12 protein-coding genes, 1 tRNA gene and 2 rRNA genes (1 of these 15 running past the window's edge) are annotated in these 19,142 nt (G+C 62.7%); 5 read left to right on the forward strand and 10 right to left on the reverse strand.

All coding sequences use genetic code 11. From position 1 onward, the window contains the following. Positions 1 to 22 precede the first annotated feature (22 nt). Positions 23 to 3,277 (forward strand): glycosyltransferase, encoded by a 3,255-nt coding sequence (locus GA0004734_RS01570; protein ID WP_092930623.1) that lies wholly within the window; start codon positions 23 to 25, stop codon positions 3,275 to 3,277. Beyond that, positions 3,274 to 5,625, forward strand: coding sequence for a glycosyltransferase family 4 protein (locus GA0004734_RS01575; protein ID WP_245292316.1), 2,352 nt, complete (start codon positions 3,274 to 3,276; stop codon positions 5,623 to 5,625). The genes GA0004734_RS01570 and GA0004734_RS01575 overlap by 4 nt, the downstream gene beginning before the upstream one ends. On the opposite strand, the gene GA0004734_RS01580 is transcribed toward GA0004734_RS01575, so the two are convergent. From GA0004734_RS01580 to GA0004734_RS01605, 6 genes are all read right to left on the reverse strand, one after another. Continuing rightward, on the reverse strand, positions 5,622 to 5,933 hold the full coding sequence (locus GA0004734_RS01580) for a Dabb family protein (RefSeq protein ID WP_092930625.1): 312 nt from the start codon (positions 5,931 to 5,933) through the stop codon (positions 5,622 to 5,624). The two genes, GA0004734_RS01575 and GA0004734_RS01580, sit on opposite strands and share 4 nt — an antisense overlap. 90 nt (positions 5,934 to 6,023) lie before the next feature. Then, on the reverse strand, positions 6,024 to 8,222 hold the full coding sequence (gene paoC, locus GA0004734_RS01585) for an aldehyde oxidoreductase molybdenum-binding subunit PaoC (protein ID WP_092930627.1): 2,199 nt from the start codon (positions 8,220 to 8,222) through the stop codon (positions 6,024 to 6,026). Between the two features lie 4 nt (positions 8,223 to 8,226). Next, positions 8,227 to 9,177 (reverse strand): FAD binding domain-containing protein, encoded by a 951-nt coding sequence (locus GA0004734_RS01590; RefSeq protein WP_092930629.1) that lies wholly within the window; start codon positions 9,175 to 9,177, stop codon positions 8,227 to 8,229. Next, positions 9,174 to 9,845: an aldehyde dehydrogenase iron-sulfur subunit PaoA gene (gene paoA / locus GA0004734_RS01595; protein WP_175386178.1), complete on the reverse strand. Its 672-nt coding sequence runs from the start codon at positions 9,843 to 9,845 to the stop codon at positions 9,174 to 9,176. The genes GA0004734_RS01590 and paoA overlap by 4 nt, the downstream gene beginning before the upstream one ends. A gap of 134 nt (positions 9,846 to 9,979) precedes the next feature. After that, a complete protein-coding gene (locus GA0004734_RS01600; protein WP_092935758.1) occupies positions 9,980 to 10,927 on the reverse strand; it encodes a DMT family transporter in 948 nt (315 codons plus the stop codon). An 80-nt stretch (positions 10,928 to 11,007) separates the two neighbouring features. Next, positions 11,008 to 11,586: a TetR/AcrR family transcriptional regulator gene (locus GA0004734_RS01605; RefSeq protein WP_092930632.1), complete on the reverse strand. Its 579-nt coding sequence runs from the start codon at positions 11,584 to 11,586 to the stop codon at positions 11,008 to 11,010. Between the two features lie 197 nt (positions 11,587 to 11,783). Here GA0004734_RS01605 and GA0004734_RS01610 point away from each other — a divergent pair, with 197 nt between their 5' ends. From GA0004734_RS01610 to GA0004734_RS01620, 3 genes are read left to right on the forward strand one after another with little or no spacing between them, the layout of a single operon-like run. Then, positions 11,784 to 12,326 carry a (2Fe-2S)-binding protein gene (locus tag GA0004734_RS01610; RefSeq protein WP_092930634.1) on the forward strand — a complete coding sequence of 181 codons (543 nt, stop codon included), beginning with the start codon at positions 11,784 to 11,786 and terminating at the stop codon, positions 12,324 to 12,326. Next, positions 12,323 to 13,396: an FAD binding domain-containing protein gene (locus tag GA0004734_RS01615; RefSeq protein ID WP_092930636.1), complete on the forward strand. Its 1,074-nt coding sequence runs from the start codon at positions 12,323 to 12,325 to the stop codon at positions 13,394 to 13,396. The genes GA0004734_RS01610 and GA0004734_RS01615 overlap by 4 nt, the downstream gene beginning before the upstream one ends. After that, positions 13,386 to 15,638 (forward strand): xanthine dehydrogenase family protein molybdopterin-binding subunit, encoded by a 2,253-nt coding sequence (locus tag GA0004734_RS01620; RefSeq protein ID WP_092930638.1) that lies wholly within the window; start codon positions 13,386 to 13,388, stop codon positions 15,636 to 15,638. Before GA0004734_RS01615 ends, GA0004734_RS01620 begins: the two co-directional genes overlap by 11 nt. A gap of 204 nt (positions 15,639 to 15,842) precedes the next feature. Here the strand turns inward: GA0004734_RS01620 and GA0004734_RS01625 are convergent. The 4 genes from GA0004734_RS01625 to GA0004734_RS01640 all read right to left on the reverse strand — a co-directional run. Continuing rightward, positions 15,843 to 15,919, reverse strand: a tRNA-Met gene (locus GA0004734_RS01625). A gap of 59 nt (positions 15,920 to 15,978) precedes the next feature. After that, positions 15,979 to 16,093 (reverse strand): 5S ribosomal RNA (rrf, locus tag GA0004734_RS01630). Positions 16,094 to 16,160: 67 nt separating this feature from the next. Next, a complete protein-coding gene (locus tag GA0004734_RS01635; RefSeq protein ID WP_139056217.1) occupies positions 16,161 to 16,427 on the reverse strand; it encodes a hypothetical protein in 267 nt (88 codons plus the stop codon). Beyond that, positions 16,420 to 19,142, reverse strand: a 23S ribosomal RNA gene (locus GA0004734_RS01640); it runs 173 nt beyond the window's last position. The genes GA0004734_RS01635 and GA0004734_RS01640 overlap by 8 nt, the downstream gene beginning before the upstream one ends.

The raw sequence follows: 19,142 nt of genomic DNA on the forward strand, positions 1-19,142 counted from the left end.
ACGCCGGAGCAGCCGGCATCCCATGCCTGACCCGTCCGCAAGACGCCCCCGCATCGTCCTTGCCACCGACAGCCGCGATCCTTCGGGGCTGGGCGAGCACATGCTGGCATTGGCACGTGGACTATCGCCGGATCACGACATCATCCTGGTCGCCGACCCCGAAAGCGCCAACCATCTTCTAACGAAGGCCGTGAGGCGGGGTATCGCCGTCAAGGATCTGCCAACTGCCGATGAGTTGCAGGCATGGCTGCGACGGGCGGGCATCGATCTGCTGCATGTTCATGCCGGCATCGGATGGGAAGGCCATGCGCTCGCAGCCTCGGGCATAGCGGCCGGCATTCCCGTCATCCGCACGGAACACCTGCCCTATCTGCTGACCGACCCGGACCAGCAGGCACATTACCAAGCGGAAACGGGCCACCTCGCCCACCATATCGTCGTTTCCGAAGCCTCGCGCAAAACCTATGCGGACCGTCATATCGACCCCAAGCGCATGACCGTGGTCCGCAATGGCATCTTCCCGCTCGAACCGAAAGCGCAAGCGGAGCAGACGATCACGGTCATGGATCTTTCCGGCCGTATCATCCTCCTTTCCGTCGCGCGCTTCTCGGCCCAGAAGGACCACGCATCCCTGATCCGCGCCCTGCCTGCGGTGATCGAGCGTCATCCATCCCTCGCTCTTCTTCTCGTCGGATCGGGCGAGGAGCAGGCGCGGGTCGTGGCTTTGGCGAGCGAGCTCGGCGTTGCCGATGCCGTGCGCTTTCTCGGCCATCGCGAGGATATCGCGGATCTCGTTGCATGCGCCGATCTCTTCGTGCTCCCCTCCCTGTTCGAGGGCCTTCCGCTCGCCCTACTGGAAGCCATGTCTCTCGGCATACCCGTGGTGGCCACAAAGATCGGCGGCACTGTGGAGGCGCTGGGCGAGGACCACGCCTTCTTCGCCGAACCCGGACATCCCGCCTCGCTCGCCGACACAATCGCAAGGGCTCTCGATGACCCCGCCAGGCGAGCGGCTGTTGGACAAGCCGGACAGGATCGCTTCCGCCAACACTTCTCCGCCGCCCGGATGGCCGCGGAAACCGCCTCCGTCTACCGGCCACTCCTGACGCCGAACCCATCCCTGCAAAAGGACCATTCCATGCAAAAGACCCGTCTCGGCTTTATCGGCGTCGGCGGCATCGCCCACCGCCATCTCGACATTCTCGCGACCTTCGAGGATGTCGAACTGGTCGCCTTCGCCGATCCGGATGCGGCCCGCGCCGATGCCGCGGCCCGTCGCTTCGGCGCCAAATCCTTCACCAGCCATCGCGACATGCTGGAGAACGAACGCCTGGACGCCGTCTACATCTGCGTGCCACCCTTTGCTCATGGCGATCCGGAGCGCGACCTGATCGCCCATGGCATCCCCTTCTTCGTTGAAAAGCCGGTGTCCCTCGACATCGCTCTTGCCGAAGAGATCGCAGCCGGCATCGCGGCGAAGAACCTCGTGACGGCGGTCGGCTATCACTGGCGCTATCTCGACACCGTGGAGGAAGCCCGCGCACTGCTGGCCGAGAACCCCGCCCAGCTGTTGTCCGGTTACTGGCTGGATTCGACGCCGCCGCCGCAGTGGTGGTGGAAGGAAGACAAATCAGGCGGCCAGATGGTTGAGCAGACGACGCATCTTCTGGATCTGGCGCGCTTCCTCATTGGCGACGTCACCGAGGTCTACGGCCGCGCTGGCCATGTCGACCGTCAGGACTTCCCCGGACTCGACGTGCCGACCGTTAGCACCGCCAGCCTTACCTTCCAGTCCGGCGTGGTTGCCAACATCGCCTCGACCTGCCTTCTCGGCTGGAGCCACCGCGTCGGTCTGCACATCTTTGCCGACAAACTCGCCATCGAGCTGACCGACCGGGACATCATGGTCGATGTGGGCCGCGGCCGGCCGGTTCGCCAAGCGGACGGCGATCCGGTCTGGCGAGAGGACCGGGACTTCATCGATGCGGTGCGTGGCGGTGAAAACCGTATCCGATGCCCCTACGCCGACGCCGTCGCCACGCACCGTCTGGCACTCGCCGTCGTCGCCTCGTCACGCAGTGGCGCGCCCGTCCATCTCGATCCTCCGATGATCCCCCGGACACCGCCGGCGCCACTTCGGTTCCAGCCGCGACCGGAGGAAGCACCGCGCGGAATGCCGCCGGGCCATCGCAAGGTCCGCTCGCTCGGCATCGAGGCACCGGGACGCGCCTATATCTTCGAATATGAGGAAGGTCCGCCTGCCGACGGTCAGGTGCGGCTGGAAACCCTTTATACCGGCCTTTCCGCCGGCACCGAGTTGACGTTCCTGAAAAACACTAATCCCTATTTCCGCTCGCGCTTCGATGCGGGCCGTGGCGTCTTCATCGAGAACGAGCCGGATCTCCATTACCCCGTACCCTTCCTCGGCTACATGGAAGTCGCCCGTGTGGCAGAGTCCCGCGCCGACGGGTACGCCGAAGGCGATGTGCTGGCAACGACCTATGCGCACAAGACCGGCCACACGGCCGATCCATATCATGATGTCCTCGTATCGATGCCGGCGGAGATCGATCCGCTTCTCGGCGTCTTCGTCGCCCAGATGGGGCCGATCGCCGCAAACGGTATTCTTCATGCCGACGCCGAAGCCATGGGCACGCAGGTCGCGGCACTCGGTGCCGGCGTTACCGGCCGTCCCGTGCTGGTCATCGGCGCCGGCACCGTCGGGCTGATGACGGCGTTGTTTGCCCGCAAGCTCGGCGCATCCGACGTCGTCATCACCGATCCCTCCGACTTCCGTCGCGCAAAAGCCGAGGCCATGGGCCTGACGGCCATGACGGAGGATCAGGCCTGGCAGCATGCCAAGGCCCGCTGGCACGATGGCGGTCTGGGACGCGGCGCTGATCTGGTCTTCCAGACGCGGGCGCATTCCGGCAGTCTCCAGACCGCGCTGAAGGCCCTGCGTCCGCAGGGAGCGGTGATTGACCTCGCCTTTTACCAGGGCGGCGCGGACAATTTGCGGCTTGGCGAGGAATTCCACCACAACGGCCTCAACATCCGCTGCGCCCAGATCAACCGCGTACCACGCGGCCTCTCTGCACTCTGGAACCGACAGCGTCTGGCAAACGAAACCGTCGATCTCCTACGCCATGACGGCGCTGCGATCTGCGAGCACATGGTCACGCATGTCGTGCCGTTCGAGGATGGACCTGCCTTCCTTCAGGATCTGGTGGCGCATCGCCCCGACTTCCTGCAGGTCGTCTTCAAGGTCGGCGCATGATGGAGGCAGCACAGGAAACAGCATCGGGGGACCAGCCCATCCGTATCCTCTTCGTCTTCGCCTGGCTGGTCGTGGGCGGCGAGGAGACGGAAGTCCGGCTTCTGGCACAGGCGCTCGATCCCGCGCGCTACCGCATCGATGTCGTCGCCTGCTTCCGCAAGCCCGGCATGCCGGAGCAGACGCACGAGCAGTTGCGGGATCTCGGGGTTTCCGTCGACACGGCGCCTTACGCTATGTCGTTCGAGGATACGGTTTCCTACCTCGCCGGCAAGGTGCCCAGCTATGATGTTGTGGTCTCCTGCCAAAACGTCGCCGATATCTATCCGGCGCTGGAACGCCTGCATCTGCGCCCGCCGTTGATCGAGCATGGCGGCCTTGTCTCCGAGGCCTTGGCCGGTCCGAAGCACCTGACGACGCGCTATGTCGGCGTCTGCCGCTCCATCTGCGATGCCGCGGCCTCGCGCATGCCGGGCCGCGAGGCGGATGCGATCGAGATTCCCTCCATGGTCGATCTCTCGGCTTTCGATCCGTCGCAGCGGGAATCGATGCGCGCCAGGCTCGGTCTCGCCGACCGGCATATTCTGATCGGCTGGGTCGGGCGGCTCGATCCGAAGAAGAACGTCGGGGACGTCATCGAGGCGGCGGCACTTCTCAGCGCCGAAAACACTGATGTCCGCTTCGTCATCGTCGGCGGGCCGGATGCCTTCATGCCGGAATATGCCGAAGAGCTGCAACGACGCGCCGCCGCCCGCGGGTTGTCGGATGTGTTGCATTTCCTCGGCGACCGGAAGGACATTCCGGACCTGCTCCAGGCCTTCGATATCTTTATCTGGCTCTCCCGCGGCGAAGGCATGCCGCATGTCATCGCGGAAGCCGGAGCCGCCGGACTGCCAGTCATTTCGACACCCGACAACGGCGCGCTTCAGCAGATCGAGGACGGCAAGACGGGGCTCATCGTCCCCTATGACGATCCGGCGTCCGTGGCCGATGCCGCCCGTCGCCTGATATCCGACCCGAGCCTCCGCCGGACGCTGGGCCGTGCTCTGCGGGAAAAGGTCGAGCGCCTCTACTCTGTAGAGGCCGTGATTCCGCAGTGGGAACGCCTGTTCGAAGAGGTCCTGGCCACGCGTGCTGCACGCGGCCCGACCGGTCTTTTCCGGTCGTTCATTCAGGGCGGGTTCGAGTGCTCGACCCATCGCCTGCGCCCGACGTTGGACGAGCCACGCGGTCCCCGGCTCGACATGATCGACGACATCGGTCACGACATCCATGCCGAGCGCGACTATCGCCAGCTAGGAAAACACGGCATCCGCACGGTGCGCGACGGCTTCCGATGGCACCTGATCGAGAAAAACGGCACCTTCGAGTGGTCGAGCGTCCAGCCGATGCTGCAGGCCGCCGCTCGTTCGGGCACGCAGGTCATCTGGGACGTACTGCATTATGGCTGGCCCGACGAGATCGATATCTGGACGCCCCATTTCGTGGATCGCTTCGCCCGGTTCGCCGGCGCCTGCGCGCGCATCGTGCGGGAAGAGAGCAACGACATCCCGTTCTATTGTCCGGTTAACGAAATCTCCTTCTTCTCCTGGGGCGCAGGCGATGCCGGCTATCTCAATCCCTTCGCGCACGGCCGTGGTTTCGAGCTGAAGGTACAGCTGGCACGGGCAGCGATCGCCGGAATGGAGGCGATTCTCGCCGTCGATCCGCGCGCCCGCTTCGTGCATTGCGATCCCGTGATCAACGTCATCACTGACCCATCGAGGCCATGGGAAGCCCAGGTTGCCGAAGGTCATCGTCAATCACAGTTCCAGGGGTGGGATCTTCTGAGCGGCCGCATGTGGCCGCAGATCGGCGGTGCCGAGCACTATCTCGACGTCATCGGCGTCAACTATTACTTCAACAACCAGTGGATCCATGGCGGCCCGCCGATCGATATCGGCCACCCGCTCTACAAGCCGCTTCGCACCATCCTCATCGAAACCTATGCCCGCTACGGCAAGCCGATGATGATCGCCGAAACCGGCATCGAGGACGGCCGCCGCGCCGCGTGGTTCACCTATGTAGCACAAGAGGCTGTGGCTGCCATGAGGGCCGGCGTACCGCTCGAAGGCCTCTGCCTCTATCCGATCGTCAATCATGCAGGCTGGGACGACAAGCGCCCCTGCCAGAACGGCCTCCTCTCTGCCGCCATGACGGCAGCGGGACGACGCGTGCACGAGCCGCTGGCCGAAGCGATCAAAGCCTTTCAGCAAGGAGACGGTGCTATGCTGCAGGACGATGCACGGCCGGACTCCGGCGAAAGGAAGGCAGCAGGGCTAAACCCTGCGCATCTGGCTGCGAAGGGTTAGAACTCAAGATCCACGACGACCACGCCCTCCGGCCCGCCTTTAGTATGGGCGACGATCCGCGCACCGGCAGCTTGATGATGCGGATCGATCAGATAGGCATCGCGTACGGCCGCGCTGTCGAAGTCGAACCAGAACGCATCGTTGAAACCGCGCATCATCTCGGTTTCGACGCTGACATTCGGGCCGGCATGAAAGGCACGGATGCCATCGACATGTTCCTTCAGCGCGTCCAGCTCATGATAGATCGACTGCTTGTCGGCTTCCGACACGCTGTCCTTGAATTTCAAAAGTACGATATGCCGAATCATCGCTGGAGTCCTCCCGAACCCGCTACATCAAACGACATAAGGCTGGCGCTAGGGAAGCGCCAGCCTTGAGAGCAAAAGACAGTTCTATCTTCAGCTGATCTGGGGCAGCGCGCCGATCAGCTTGTCGAGTGTCACCGGGTAGTTTCTGACGCGGATACCCGTGGCATTATAGACGGCGTTGTTGATCGCCGCCGCCACGCCGCAGAGCCCCAGTTCGCCCACACCCTTCGCCTTCATCGGCGAGGACATCGGGTCGGTCTCGTCCATGAAGATGACTTCCTGATGCGGAATGTCGGCATGCACGGGCACCTCGTAGCCGGCGAGATCGTGGTTGACGAAGAAGCCGCGCTTCTTGTCCACCGCAAGCTCTTCCGACAGGGCGCCACCGACGCCCATCGTCATCGCGCCGATGACCTGACTACGTGCCGTCATCGGATTGAGGATGCGGCCGGCCGCGCAGACGGCGAGCATGCGCCGGATACGGACTTCACCAGTGGCGATATCGACCCCGACTTCAACGAAATGCGCGCCGAAGGTCGATTGCTGCTTCTCTTCGGAAATATCGCCATACTCGATCGTATCCTCGACGACGAGCGGCGCCTCCCGAACGGCATCGGCCAGGGGCACGCGCCGGTCGCCCGAGATCACCATAGCATCGGCGAAATCGATGCTTTCGGCATTGAACCCGAGCGACTGGGCAATGGCCTCCCGCATCTTGACGCAGGCGGCATAGACGCCCGCCGTGGCGCTGTTGCCGCCCCACTGACCGCCCGAGCCGGACGACACCGGAAAGCGGGAATCGCCAAGATGGACGGCCACGCGGTCGAGCGGCAGGCCCAGCATCTCCGCCGCGGTCTGGGCGATGATCGTGTAGCTGCCGGTCCCGATATCCGTCATGTCCGTCTCGACGGTCAGGATACCCTCACGATCGAGCGTCACGCGGGCGCCGGATGGCATGACCATGTTGTTGCGAAACGCGGCCGCAACGCCCATGCCCACCAGCCAGTCGCCATCCCGCACGGTGCCAGGGCGCGTGTTGCGCTTGTCCCAGCCGAAGCGCTCCGCTCCGAGCGTCATGCAGCCGACGAGATCGCGGTGCGAAAAGGCCTTCTCCGGCTTTTCCGGATCGACCTGCGTGTCGTTGAGGATGCGGAAAGCGACCGGGTCCTGCCCAAGCTTCTCCGCCATCTCGTCCATGGCGACTTCGAGCGCCATCAGGCCGGGCGCCTCGCCGGGTGCACGCATGGCGTTGCCCTCGGGAAGATCGAGCACGGCGAGCCGGGTCGCTGTCATGCGGTTGGCCCCGGCATAGAGCAGTCGCGTCTGCTGCACGGCCGCCTCCGGGCCACCGCCTTCAAGATCGCCGGACCAGCTTTCATGCGCGATCGCCGTGATCTTGCCGTCCTGCCCGGCGCCGATGCGGATGCGCTGGATCGTTGCCGGCCGGTGCGTGGTGTTGTTCATGAGGAACGGCCGGGGCAGCGCGACTTTGACCGGCCGGCGTGCCGCGTGGGCGGCCAGCGCCGCCAGCACCGCATCCGAGCGCAGGAAGAGCTTTGACCCGAACCCGCCGCCGATGAAAGGCGACATGATATGGATCTTCTCCTTGTCCATATCGAGCGCAACGCTCAGATCGGACCGCCACCAGTCGATCATCTGGCTCGACGTCCACACCGTCAGCGCATCCCCGTCCCAGGCGGCAATGGAGGCGTGCGGCTCCATCATCGCATGCGACTGGTCCGGCGTCGTATAGGTCTGGTCGAACTGAACGGTCGCCGCCTCGAAGGCCGGTGCGAAATCGCCCGCCGCCGAATCCGGCTCACCGTCCTCGGGCTTCTTGGCGCTTTCCATCGACGCTTCCAGGTCGAACGCGCCCTTGGCCTCCTCGTAGTCCACCTTGATCAGGTGTGCGGCGGCCCGCGCCTGCTCGAACGTCTCCGCAACCACCACCGCGACAGCCTGATGATAGTGGTGGATCTCCGTTCCGCCGAAGAGCTTGGCGGTGTTGCGCTTCGCGGTCTTCAGGTCCGGCATGCTGTCGCTGGTCACGATCGTGATGACGCCGGGCGCGCGGGCGGCAGCAGACACATCCATCACGCGGATGCGCCCCTTGGCAATCGCGGCACCGAGCGGATAGCCATAGGCGTAGGGCAAGGCTTCGTCGTGCCATTCATAGGCATATTTCGCGCGGCCGGTCGTCTTCAGCTGCCCATCGATGCGCTCGACCGGCTTGCCGACCACCGTCATGCAGTCGATCGGGTTCTCAGTTGCAGGTGTCTCGAACTTCATGGTCTCAACCCTTCGCTTCGGCAAGAACAGCGCCAAGCGTCCGCTCAACCAGCTTCACCTTGTAGGAATTGTGTTCCGTCGGCTCAGCATCGAGCAGCAAGCGGCGCGTTACCCGGCCGGCACCGCTCGGCAGATCCTCGTCCGCCGCATCGAGACGCCACGGTTTGTGCGCCACCCCGCCGACCGCGACGCGGCCGGTGCCGTCCGGCTGGATCACCGCGCCGACCGAGATGAGCGCGAAGGCATAGGACGCACGGTCGCGGACCTTCCGGTAGATCTGCTTGCCGCCGATCGGCTTCGGCAGAACGACAGCCGTGATGATCTCGCCCTTCTTCAGTTCCGTCTCGATGTGCGGCGTGTCATCCGGCAGCCGATGGAAATCGGCAATCGGGATGCTGCGCTTGGCGCCATCCGCGCCCACCGTCTCCACAACGGCATCGAGCGCCCGCATGGCAATCGCCATATCGCTCGGATGCGTGGCAATGCAGGAAGAGCTGATACCGACGATGCCCAGCTGCCGGCTGAAGCCGTCGATGGCGGAACAGCCGCTGCCCGGCTGGCGCTTGTTGCAGGGCTGATTGGTGTCGTAGAAATACGGACAGCGCGTCCGCTGCAAAAGGTTGCCCGCCGTGGTCGCCTTGTTGCGCAGCTGCCCGGAGGCGCCGGCCAGCAGCGCACGCGACAGGAGGCCGTAGTCACGGCGCACCCGCTCGTCGCTGGCAAGATCGGTGTTGCGCACGAGCGCGCCGATCCGCAAACCGCCATCGGACGTCGCCTCGATGGTGTCGAGCCCCAGCGTATTGACGTCGATCAGATGCGTCGGCGTCTCGATTTCGAGCTTCATCAGGTCGAGGAGGTTGGTGCCACCGGCGATAAACCGTGCGGCATCGTGGCTTGCGGCCGACTTGGCGGCGGCCTCGACGGAGGTTGCCCGCTCATAGGTAAAGGACTTCATGCCGGCCTCCCCGCAACGTCCGCAATGGCGTCGACGATGTTGGAGTAGGCCCCGCATCGACAGAGGTTTCCGCTCATCCGCTCGCGGACCTCTTCCAGGCTGAATTCGACCTTGGCTGTCAGATCGCCGGTCACGTGGCTCGGCATGCCCGCCTTGATTTCCTCGAGCACCGCCACGGAGGAACAGATCTGCCCGGGCGTGCAATAGCCGCACTGGTAGCCGTCATGCTTGACGAAAGCCGCCTGCATGGGATGAAGGTTACCGGGCTCGCCGAGGCCCTCGATCGTCACGACCTCATCGCCCTCATGCATGATGGCGAGCGACAGGCAGGAATTGATCCGCCGTCCGTCCACCATCACCGTGCAGGCGCCGCACTGGCCGTGATCGCAGCCCTTCTTGGTGCCGGTCAGGTGCAGATGCTCCCGCAGCGCATCGAGAAGCGTCGTGCGGTTGTCGACCGACAATGTCTGGTCCTGCCCGTTGACCTTGAAGGAGACGCTGGAGGTCTCCCCGGCCGGCATGCCGGTAACCTTTGTGCCGGCAGGCACTTGTGCCTGTGCCCGAGCCTTTGAGGCGACGCCGCTCACCGCGACGGTCGCCGCTGAGGCCATCAGAAGATCCCTCCGGGATAGATCAAGGTCGCCCTGATTTAGCATTTTCTGCTCCATGTTCTTATGAGATTTCCGCGACATGGCATTGCGCGGATCCATAGACCGGAGCTAGGGCGGAGCGTCAGGCAGACCAGTCCTCTGGTGCGTGCCTCGTGGCCGGAAGGCGATCACAAAGGCGACATTGCCGGGCGTCAGCCCCGTATATCCGGCTCCGGCTCGGCCGTGGCGAGCGAGGCCTGTGCATCGGGTGACACGACGGCCGAGGGCAGCGGCGTGCCGCGTTTGCGCTCGCGCATCAATGTCAGCAGGCCGGAAAAGATGATGAGCGCGATGCCGCCCGCCATCGGCAGGTCGATCGTGTCATCGAAGATGAAATAGCCGAAAAGGATCGCCCAGATCATCTGGCTGTATTGCGGCGGCGCCACGAGGTTCGCCGGTGCCATCCGCGCCGCCGTCATCAGCAGCGCATTGCCGGCCGAGCCGAGAATACCGTAGCTGGCGATGAAGACCCACTGCATCGGCGTCGGCATCGCAATGTTCGACAGCATCAGAAGACCGCTGACGACGAGAACGCCGAGAAGGCCTGCGCCATAGAGCGACATCCGTTTTTCCGTCGGCCCCATGCCGCGCAGGATGACGATGGCGATGGCGGCACTCAGCCCGCCGATGGCACCCGCAAGATGCCCCACCGACAGCTCGCGAAATCCTGGCCGCAACACGATAAGCACACCGATAAAGCCGACGATGACGGCCGTCCAGCGTTGCCAGCGTACGTCCTCTTTCAGAAAGATGACGGAAAGGATCGTGACGAAGGACGGCAGCAGGAACAGGAGACAGAAGGCCTCCGCCATCGGCAGCTTGGTGAAGGTAATGATGGACGCAATGGAGCCAATGGCTCCGCAGGCAAAGCGCAGCAGCCAGAGCGTACGGTTGGAGGTTCGAACGATATCGAGCCAGGAGTCCTCCCTCGCCTTGATCAGAGGCAGGATGACCAGCCCGAAGACCGCGCCGGCGAAGGCGACCTGATAGGCGGGAATGGCGCCGTCGATGAGTTTCACCGAAGCATCGCTGAATGCGAACACGGCATAGGCGATGAACGCGATGACGACACCGCGAAGGGAAGACTGGGAGACGGGCATGATGTCGAATCGCAAAGGAGGAGGGTCTGCCTGCCATAGCCCGAAAGCTTTGCTGCGCACAGATGCGGATCGAAAGACGATCAGCGTTTCCGCAACCCATCGACGAACACATCGACCATCCGAAGTGCCGTCGGCTGCCAGTCCGCCGGGCCGTGGCTGTAGAAGATCCCGAGCAGAGTCCGCAAGAGTTCGTCCGGCGACACGTCGTCCCGGATCATGCCCGCCACGGCAGCCCGTTCGAGCAGAAGACCGATGGCGCCGACCATGCGCTCGTAGGAATAGGCCTTGAGCTCGGAAGAACCGACGACGGCCAGTTGCAGGCCCTCGATCATCCCCTTCTTGGTCGCGACAAGGCGGACATTGGCCTGAAGCCAGGATTTGAGCGCTGCGACCGGGTCGTCCTCCGTCGAAAGCTCCCGGGCGAGATCAGCGAGAATGTCCACTTCATGCCGGTAGACGGCATCGAACAGCGCCTCGCGCGTCGGGAAATGACGATAGAGGGTGCCGATACCGACGCCGGCTTCCCGTGCCACGGCCTCGAGGCTTGCCTGTGCCCCGCCGAGCCGGAAGATGGCAGTGGCCGCCTCCAGCAAACGTTCCCGGTTGCGAACCGAGTCTGCTCGCGGCTTGCGGCTTGCTTTTGTATTTTGCTGGTCCATCTGCCTATTCGTTGCTTGGCACTTGCTAACGTCCCTTGATAAACGGAGGGATCCTCCGTATATTGCATGTCACATCGAGGCGGCGTCGACCGGAACGCCCAACCCTCATGCGACGGTTCAACAGCGTCCATCTCGTCACAGCGTTCACCGCGCCTGCGGTCCTATTCCATACACCACAATCCTGACTGGAGCACCCCATGCCTTTCTCCATCAGCCTCACCGTTAATGGTCAGCCGAACAGCATTGCGCTCGATGATCCGCGCGTCACGCTGCTCGACCTCCTGCGTGAGCGACTTCACCTCACCGGCACCAAGAAGGGCTGCGACCGCGGCCAGTGCGGCGCCTGTACCGTTCTCCTCGACGGTCGGCGCATCAATGCCTGTCTGACGCTAGCCGCCAGCCTCGACGGCAGCACGGTCACCACCATCGAAGGCCTTGCCGAAGGCACGGAACTGCACCCTGTACAGGCGGCCTTCATCGCCTGCGACGGCCTGCAATGCGGCTACTGCACGCCCGGCCAGATCATGAGCGCGGTCGGCCTCCTGTCGGAAGGCCATGCCGGCGACGACCCGGAACGCGTGCGCGAACTGATGAGCGGCAATCTCTGTCGATGCGGTGCCTATCAGGGCATCACCCAGGCCGTGCTGGAGGCGGGCCACGTCCTTTCGCAGAAAACCGGGATACCAGACGCCGGGATACCAGACACCGGGGTACAGGAAAGCGGGAGGAATGCCGCATGAACCGCTTCGATTTCATCCGCCCGGCAAGCCTCGCCGAGGCTGTGACGGCCGCAGCCGTCCCGGGATCTTTCTATCTCGCCGGCGGCACCAACCTGCTCGACCTGATGAAGATCGGCGTGACCCGTCCGGAACGCGTGATCGATATCAGCCGGCTTCCAGGCCTTGATCGTATCGAGTGGCTGCCGGAGGGCGGCGTGCGCATCGGCGCGCTCGTGCGCAATGCGGACCTTGCCTACGACAGCCGCTTTGCCGCCACCTATCCCGCCATCGCGGAAGCCCTGTTGTCTGGCGCCTCCGCACAGCTGCGCAACGCCGCAACCGTCGGCGGAAACCTTCTTCAGCGAACGCGCTGCGCCTACTTCCAGGATACCGCCAGCGCCTGCAACCGGCGCGAACCCGGCTCCGGTTGCGACGCGCTGAAGGGTGAAAACCGCCTCCATGCCGTTCTCGGCTGGACGGAACAATGCATCGCCACGCACCCCTCGGATGTCTGCGTGCCCTTGGCAGCCCTCGGTGCCGTGGTCGAGATCCAAGGTGTCGAGGGACGCAAGGACATCACGATCGCGAACCTCCACAGCCTTCCCGATGCCACCAGCGCACAGGAGTCGGTTCTTGAACCGGGCGACCTCATCAGCGGCCTGCGCCTGCCGCCCGAGGCCGCTGCCTTTTCTGGAAATGCCCGTTACGTGAAGCTGCGCGAGCGCGCATCCTATGCCTTCGCGGTGGTGTCCGCCGCCGCCATGCTCGACATGGACGGCGACACGATCCGCGCGGCAAGGCTTGCGCTCGGCGCCGTCGCCGCCAAGCCCTGGCGTGCGCATGCGGCGGAGGCAGCGCTCGTCGGGCAACGCGCAACGCGCGAAGCCTTCGAGAAGGCAGCGACCGCAGCCCTCGCGGACGCACGACCCTCCGGCGACAACGCGTTCAAGATCACGCTCGCCCACCGCATCCTCGTCCGTGCGCTGACGCTCGCTCACGAGGGCACGCCGAAGGTCATGCCCGCCCTCCCCGCCTCGCCGTTCCCGGAACAGCACATCCCCGCACCGAAGGGAGATCTTCATGTCGCCTGAAAAACAGCCCGCCACCAGCCGCTACGGCTCCAGTGCCGGCCAGCCGCTCACCCGCCGCGATGGCATCCTCAAGGTCACCGGCGGCGCGACTTATGCGGCCGACAATCACCCCGAAGGCCTGCTCTATGCCGTCATGGCCGTCAGCCGCATCGCCCGTGGCCATGTCCGCTCGATGAACGTGGATGCCGCCAAGGCGCATTCCGGTGTGGTCGAGGTGCTGACGCCGGCCAATCGTCCGCCGCTGTTCCACGATCCAAACGAGAAGATGCCGCCGTTCGGCTTTCGCGTCGAGGTGCTTCAGGACGATAGCGTCCGCTATGTCAATCAGCCGATCGCGCTGGTGATCGCCGAAACGCTGGAAGCCGCCACCGAAGGCGCGGCCCTCCTCGATCCGCAATACAACACCGAGCCGGTCCGCGTCGGACGGGAAACCGGCATTCGTTTCGACCCTCCGGCTGTCAGCATCGGCGGTCCTCCGAAGACGGCACATGGCGATATCGAGGCAGGTTTCTCGAACGCCGCCATCACCGTGGAAGCCGAGGTAGAGACGCCGCCGCAATACCACAACGCCATGGAGCCGCATGCGGTGGTCGCGGAATGGGACGGCGACCGCGTCGTTCTCGACATGCCGAACCAGGCGCTGGCATTAAGTTGCGCCTCCTATGCCGCCTTCTTCGGCATTCCCGTCGAAAACGTGACCATCCGTTCGCCCTTCCTCGGCGGCGGCTTCGGCTCCAAGGCGATCCTGAACGGGCCGCAGATCCTCGCGATCCTCGCGGCCCGTATGCTGAACCGCCCGGTCAAGCTGGCGCTGACCCGCGCCCAGATGTACGGCCCGGTCGGTCACCGCGGCCAGACCTGGCAGAAGCTTCGGATCGGCATGAAGCGCGACGGCACGCTCACCGCCCTGCATCACCGCTCGCTTTCGGCCACATCAGCCTTCGACGATTTTCTGGAGCCTGCAGCCAACGCATCCCTTCCGCTCTATGCGAGCCCCGCAATCCTCGTCGAGCACGAGGGGATACGGCTCGACACGGGCACGCCCGGCCCCATGCGCGCACCCGGGGAAGCGTCCGGCTCCGCGGCTCTCGAGGTCGCGATCGATGAGGCGGCGGAGGCCTGTGGCATGGACCCACTCGCATTCCGGCTGAAAAACTATGCAGAAACCGAGCCGGCGACGGGAAAGCCCTTCTCGTCCAAGGCGCTGCGGACCTGCTACGAGGAGGGGGCCGCCCGCTTCGGCTGGTCGCGCCGCCCACTTGCGGCAGGACAGATGCGGGATGAAAACGGCTTGCTCATTGGCTGGGGCATGGGCACTGCCGTCTTTGGCTGTCCGCATTTTCCGGCAGAAGCCCGGGCGACGCTGCGCGCCGACGGCACGGCACTGGTGGAAACCGGCGCGGCCGACATGGGCCAAGGCGCCTGGACCGCACTCGCCCAGATCGCAGCCGAAGCTCTGGGCCTCGATCCGGATCAGGTCGAGTTCCATTCGGGCCTCTCGACGCTTCCCGACGCCGGCATCGCCGGCGGATCGGGCCACACCGCCAGCGCCGGTCTCGCCCTCAACCAGGCCGGCGGAGACGCCATCGCGCAACTGTCCGACCTTGCCGTCAACGATCCGACATCACCCCTTTTCGGCGCCGGCAATATCGGCCTTACCGCCCGCGGCGGCCGGCTCTATCGTCGCGACGACGAAAGCCGCAGTGAAAGCTACGCAGAAATCCTCGCCCGCTCCGGAAGAAGCGATGTCGTCGGCACGGCAAAGTCCAACCGCGACCCGACTGTCGCGGCCGACCATGCGCTGTATTCGCACGGCGCTGTCTTTGCCGAGGTAAAGATCGATCCCGATCTCGGACAGATCCGCACCACGCGTCTCGTCGGTGCCTTTGCCGCCGGCCGTATCATCAACCCCCGACTGGTGCAGAGCCAGTATCTCGGCGGCATGATCTGGGGCATCTCCTTTGCTCTCCACGAAGAAGCCGTGACGGATAAGCGGACAGGACGGATCATGAACGCCGACCTCGCCGAATATCATGTCCCGGTGAATGCCGACGTGCCCCCGCTCGAGGCTATCCTCGTTCCCGAGGATGACATCATCGTCAACCCGATCGGCGTCAAAGGCGTCGGAGAAATCGGCATCACCGGAACCGTCGGCGCCATCGCAAACGCCGTCTGGCACGCGACGGGACGCCGCGTTCACAAGTTTCCGATCCGTATCGAAGACGTTTTGTCTGCACGATAAGGCGCCCCACATAACGCCCGGACCGGCCTGGCGTCACTGATGTGTCCTGCGTTACGTTTGCCTATGGCGTGAGGAAGCCCGCGGTTCTCAAGGGCGCGCAGTTCTGGAGGGACCTCATGGCCGGTGCCGGGACGATTGAGGCTCCAAACGCAAGAAAGCCCTCCGGTTGGGAGGGCTTTTCTGTTTGAAATTGTGCAAATCATTTGGTTGCGGGGGCAGGATTTGAACCTGCGGCCTTCAGGTTATGAGCCTGACGAGCTACCGGGCTGCTCCACCCCGCGGAAGGGAAAGGGACTGAGGTTGTGTTGAGAAGATGTTGTTTGATGTTTGCCTTTAGCAGACCTGGCAGCGACCGACTCTCCCGCGTCTTAAGACGAAGTACCATAGGCGCTGGGGCGTTTCACGGCCGTGTTCGGAATGGGAACGGGTGCGGCCACCCCGCCAGAACCACCAGGTCGGCTAAGGGCAAACGATGAGAAGCTGGATTTGTTGGCGAATGGTGAGCTGTAAGCAGTGAGCCGGTTATGACTTTGCTGTGGCGTCTGTTTCGCTGGATTTGAACACGTCTTTGGAGTGCTTGCCGGACGCCTGTGACCCAGACCCTGTGGTCTGGCAAGCGCAAGGCGCGTCGCCCATCGTTGGGCGCGCCGTCCGTGAGCCGAAGCGGCAAAGCCGCGACAGCGTGAGGACAAAACATGCGATCGAGCCGACGAAGGCTTTGCCTTCGCGGCGACCGGCGAAGGCTTTCGCCTTCACCTTGCGATGAGCATGGGCAATGGGAACGATCAAGTTCGATCGAACGATTAGTACCGGTAAGCTTCATGCATTGCTGCACGTCCACACCCGGCCTATCAACGTGGTCGTCTTCCACGGTTCTCAAGGGAATACTCGTTTTCAGGGGGGTTTCCCGCTTAGATGCCTTCAGCGGTTATCCCGTCCATATATAGCTACCCTGCTATGCCCTTGGCAGGACAACAGGTCCACCAGAGATATGTCCATCCCGGTCCTCTCGTACTAGGGACAGATCCTGTCAATATTCCAACACCCACGGCAGATAGGGACCGAACTGTCTCACGACGTTCTGAACCCAGCTCACGTACCGCTTTAATTGGCGAACAGCCAAACCCTTGGGACCTGCTCCAGCCCCAGGATGCGATGAGCCGACATCGAGGTGCCAAACAACCCCGTCGATATGGACTCTTGGGGGTCATCAGCCTGTTATCCCCGGCGTACCTTTTATCCGTTGAGCGATGGCCCTTCCACGCGGGACCACCGGATCACTATGACCGACTTTCGTCTCTGCTCGACTTGTCAGTCTCGCAGTCAGGCGGGCTTATGCCATTGCACTCGACGAACGATTTCCGACCGTTCTGAGCCCACCATCGCGCGCCTCCGTTACTCTTTCGGAGGCGACCGCCCCAGTCAAACTACCCACCATACACTGTCCCGGATCCGGATAACGGACCGCGGTTAGACATCCATGACGATAAGGGTGGTATTTCAAGGATGGCTCCACCTGAACTGGCGTCCAAGCTTCAAAGCCTACCACCTATCCTACACATGCCGACACGAATGCCAGTGTAAAGCTATAGTAAAGGTGCACGGGGTCTTTCCGTCTGACCGCAGGAACCCCGCATCTTCACGGGGAATTCAATTTCACTGAGTCTATGCTGGAGACAGCGGGGAAGTCGTTACGCCATTCGTGCAGGTCGGAACTTACCCGACAAGGAATTTCGCTACCTTAGGACCGTTATAGTTACGGCCGCCGTTTACTGGGGCTTCAGTTCAAAGCTTGCACCTCTCCCTTTAACCTTCCAGCACCGGGCAGGCGTCAGGCCCTATACGTCGTCTTAAAGACTTCGCAGAGCCCTGTGTTTTTGATAAACAGTCGCTACCCCCTGGTCTGTGCCACCCCATCATACTTGCGTACAAAAGGGTCACGCTTCTTCCGAAGTTACGCGTGCAATTTGCCGAGTTCCTTCAGCATAGTTCTCTCAAGCGCCTTGGTATGCTCTACCTGACCACCTGTGTCGGTTTCGGGTACGGTCTATACGGTGGGGCTATTTCCTGGAACCGCTTCCCCGCCCTGACAATCCAATAAGTCAGAACAAGTTACGCAATCCGTCACTTCCCACCAGGCCCACGAATATTAACGTGGTTCCCATCGACTACGCGTTTCCGCCTCGCCTTAGGGGCCGGCTAACCCTGCTCAGATTAACTTTAAGCAGGAACCCTTGGTCTTTCGGCGAGAGGGTCTCTCACCCTCTTTATCGTTACTCATGTCAACATTCGCACTTCCGATACCTCCAGGAGCCCTCACGGGTCTCCCTTCACAGGCTTACGGAACGCTCCGCTACCGCTCTGCGATCCGTTAGGATCGTCAGAACCCTCAGCTTCGGTGCATGGCTTTAGCCCCGTTACATTTTCGGCGCAAAACCCCTTAATTAGACCAGTGAGCTGTTACGCTTTCTTTAAATGATGGCTGCTTCTAAGCCAACATCCTGGTTGTTTTGGGAGTCTCACATCCTTTCCCACTTAGCCATGACTTGGGGACCTTAGATGGAGGTCAGGGTTGTTGCCCTCTTCACGACGGACGTTAGCACCCGCCGTGTGTCTGCCGAGTAGTACTCTCAGGTATTCGGAGTTTGATTAGGATCAGTAAGACGGTGAGTCCCCATAGCCCATTCAGTGCTCTACCCCCTGAGGTATTCGCTCGACGCACTACCTAAATAGTTTTCGCGGAGAACCAGCTATCTCCGAGTTTGATTGGCCTTTCACCCCTAGCCACAAGTCATCCCAATCTATTGCAACAGATGCGGGTTCGGTCCTCCAGTTGGTGTTACCCAACCTTCAACCTGCTCATGGCTAGATCACTCGGTTTCGGGTCTAATGCGACATACTCAAACGCCCTATTCAGACTCGCTTTCGCTGCGCCTACACCTATCGGCTTAAGCTTGCATGTCACACTAAGTCGTTGACCCATTATACAAAAGGTACGCCGTCACCAATAATGGCTCCGACTGTTTGTAGGCAACCGGTTTCAGGTTCTATTTCACTCCCCTTGTCGGGGTGCTTTTCACCTTTCCCTCACGGTACTTGTTCGCTATCGGTCATGCACGAGTACTTAGGCTTGGAGAGTGGTCTCCCCATGTTCAGACAGGATTTCACGTGTCCCGCCTTACTCTAGGACGATAAAAGCATCACCGCATACGGGGCTATCACCCACTATGGCCGACCTTTCCAAGTCGTTCTGCTTTAGCAATCATCGCCACTGGCCTGGTCCGCGTTCGCTCGCCACTACTTGCGGAGTCTCGGTTGATGTCCTTTCCTGCAGGTACTTAGATGTTTCAGTTCCCTGCGTTCGCCTCTTACACCCTATGGATTCAGGTGTAGATACCTTATTGATAATGCTTGGAAACCGAGCGCGTCCTTGACGCGGTAAGCCGTCAGTCGTGAGCCGTAAACAGATGGAAACCAACTGCTCACTGCTTACCAATTCCGGAT

The organism is Rhizobium sp. 9140, assembly GCF_900067135.1.
Classification (GTDB): Bacteria; Pseudomonadota; Alphaproteobacteria; order Rhizobiales; family Rhizobiaceae; genus Ferranicluibacter.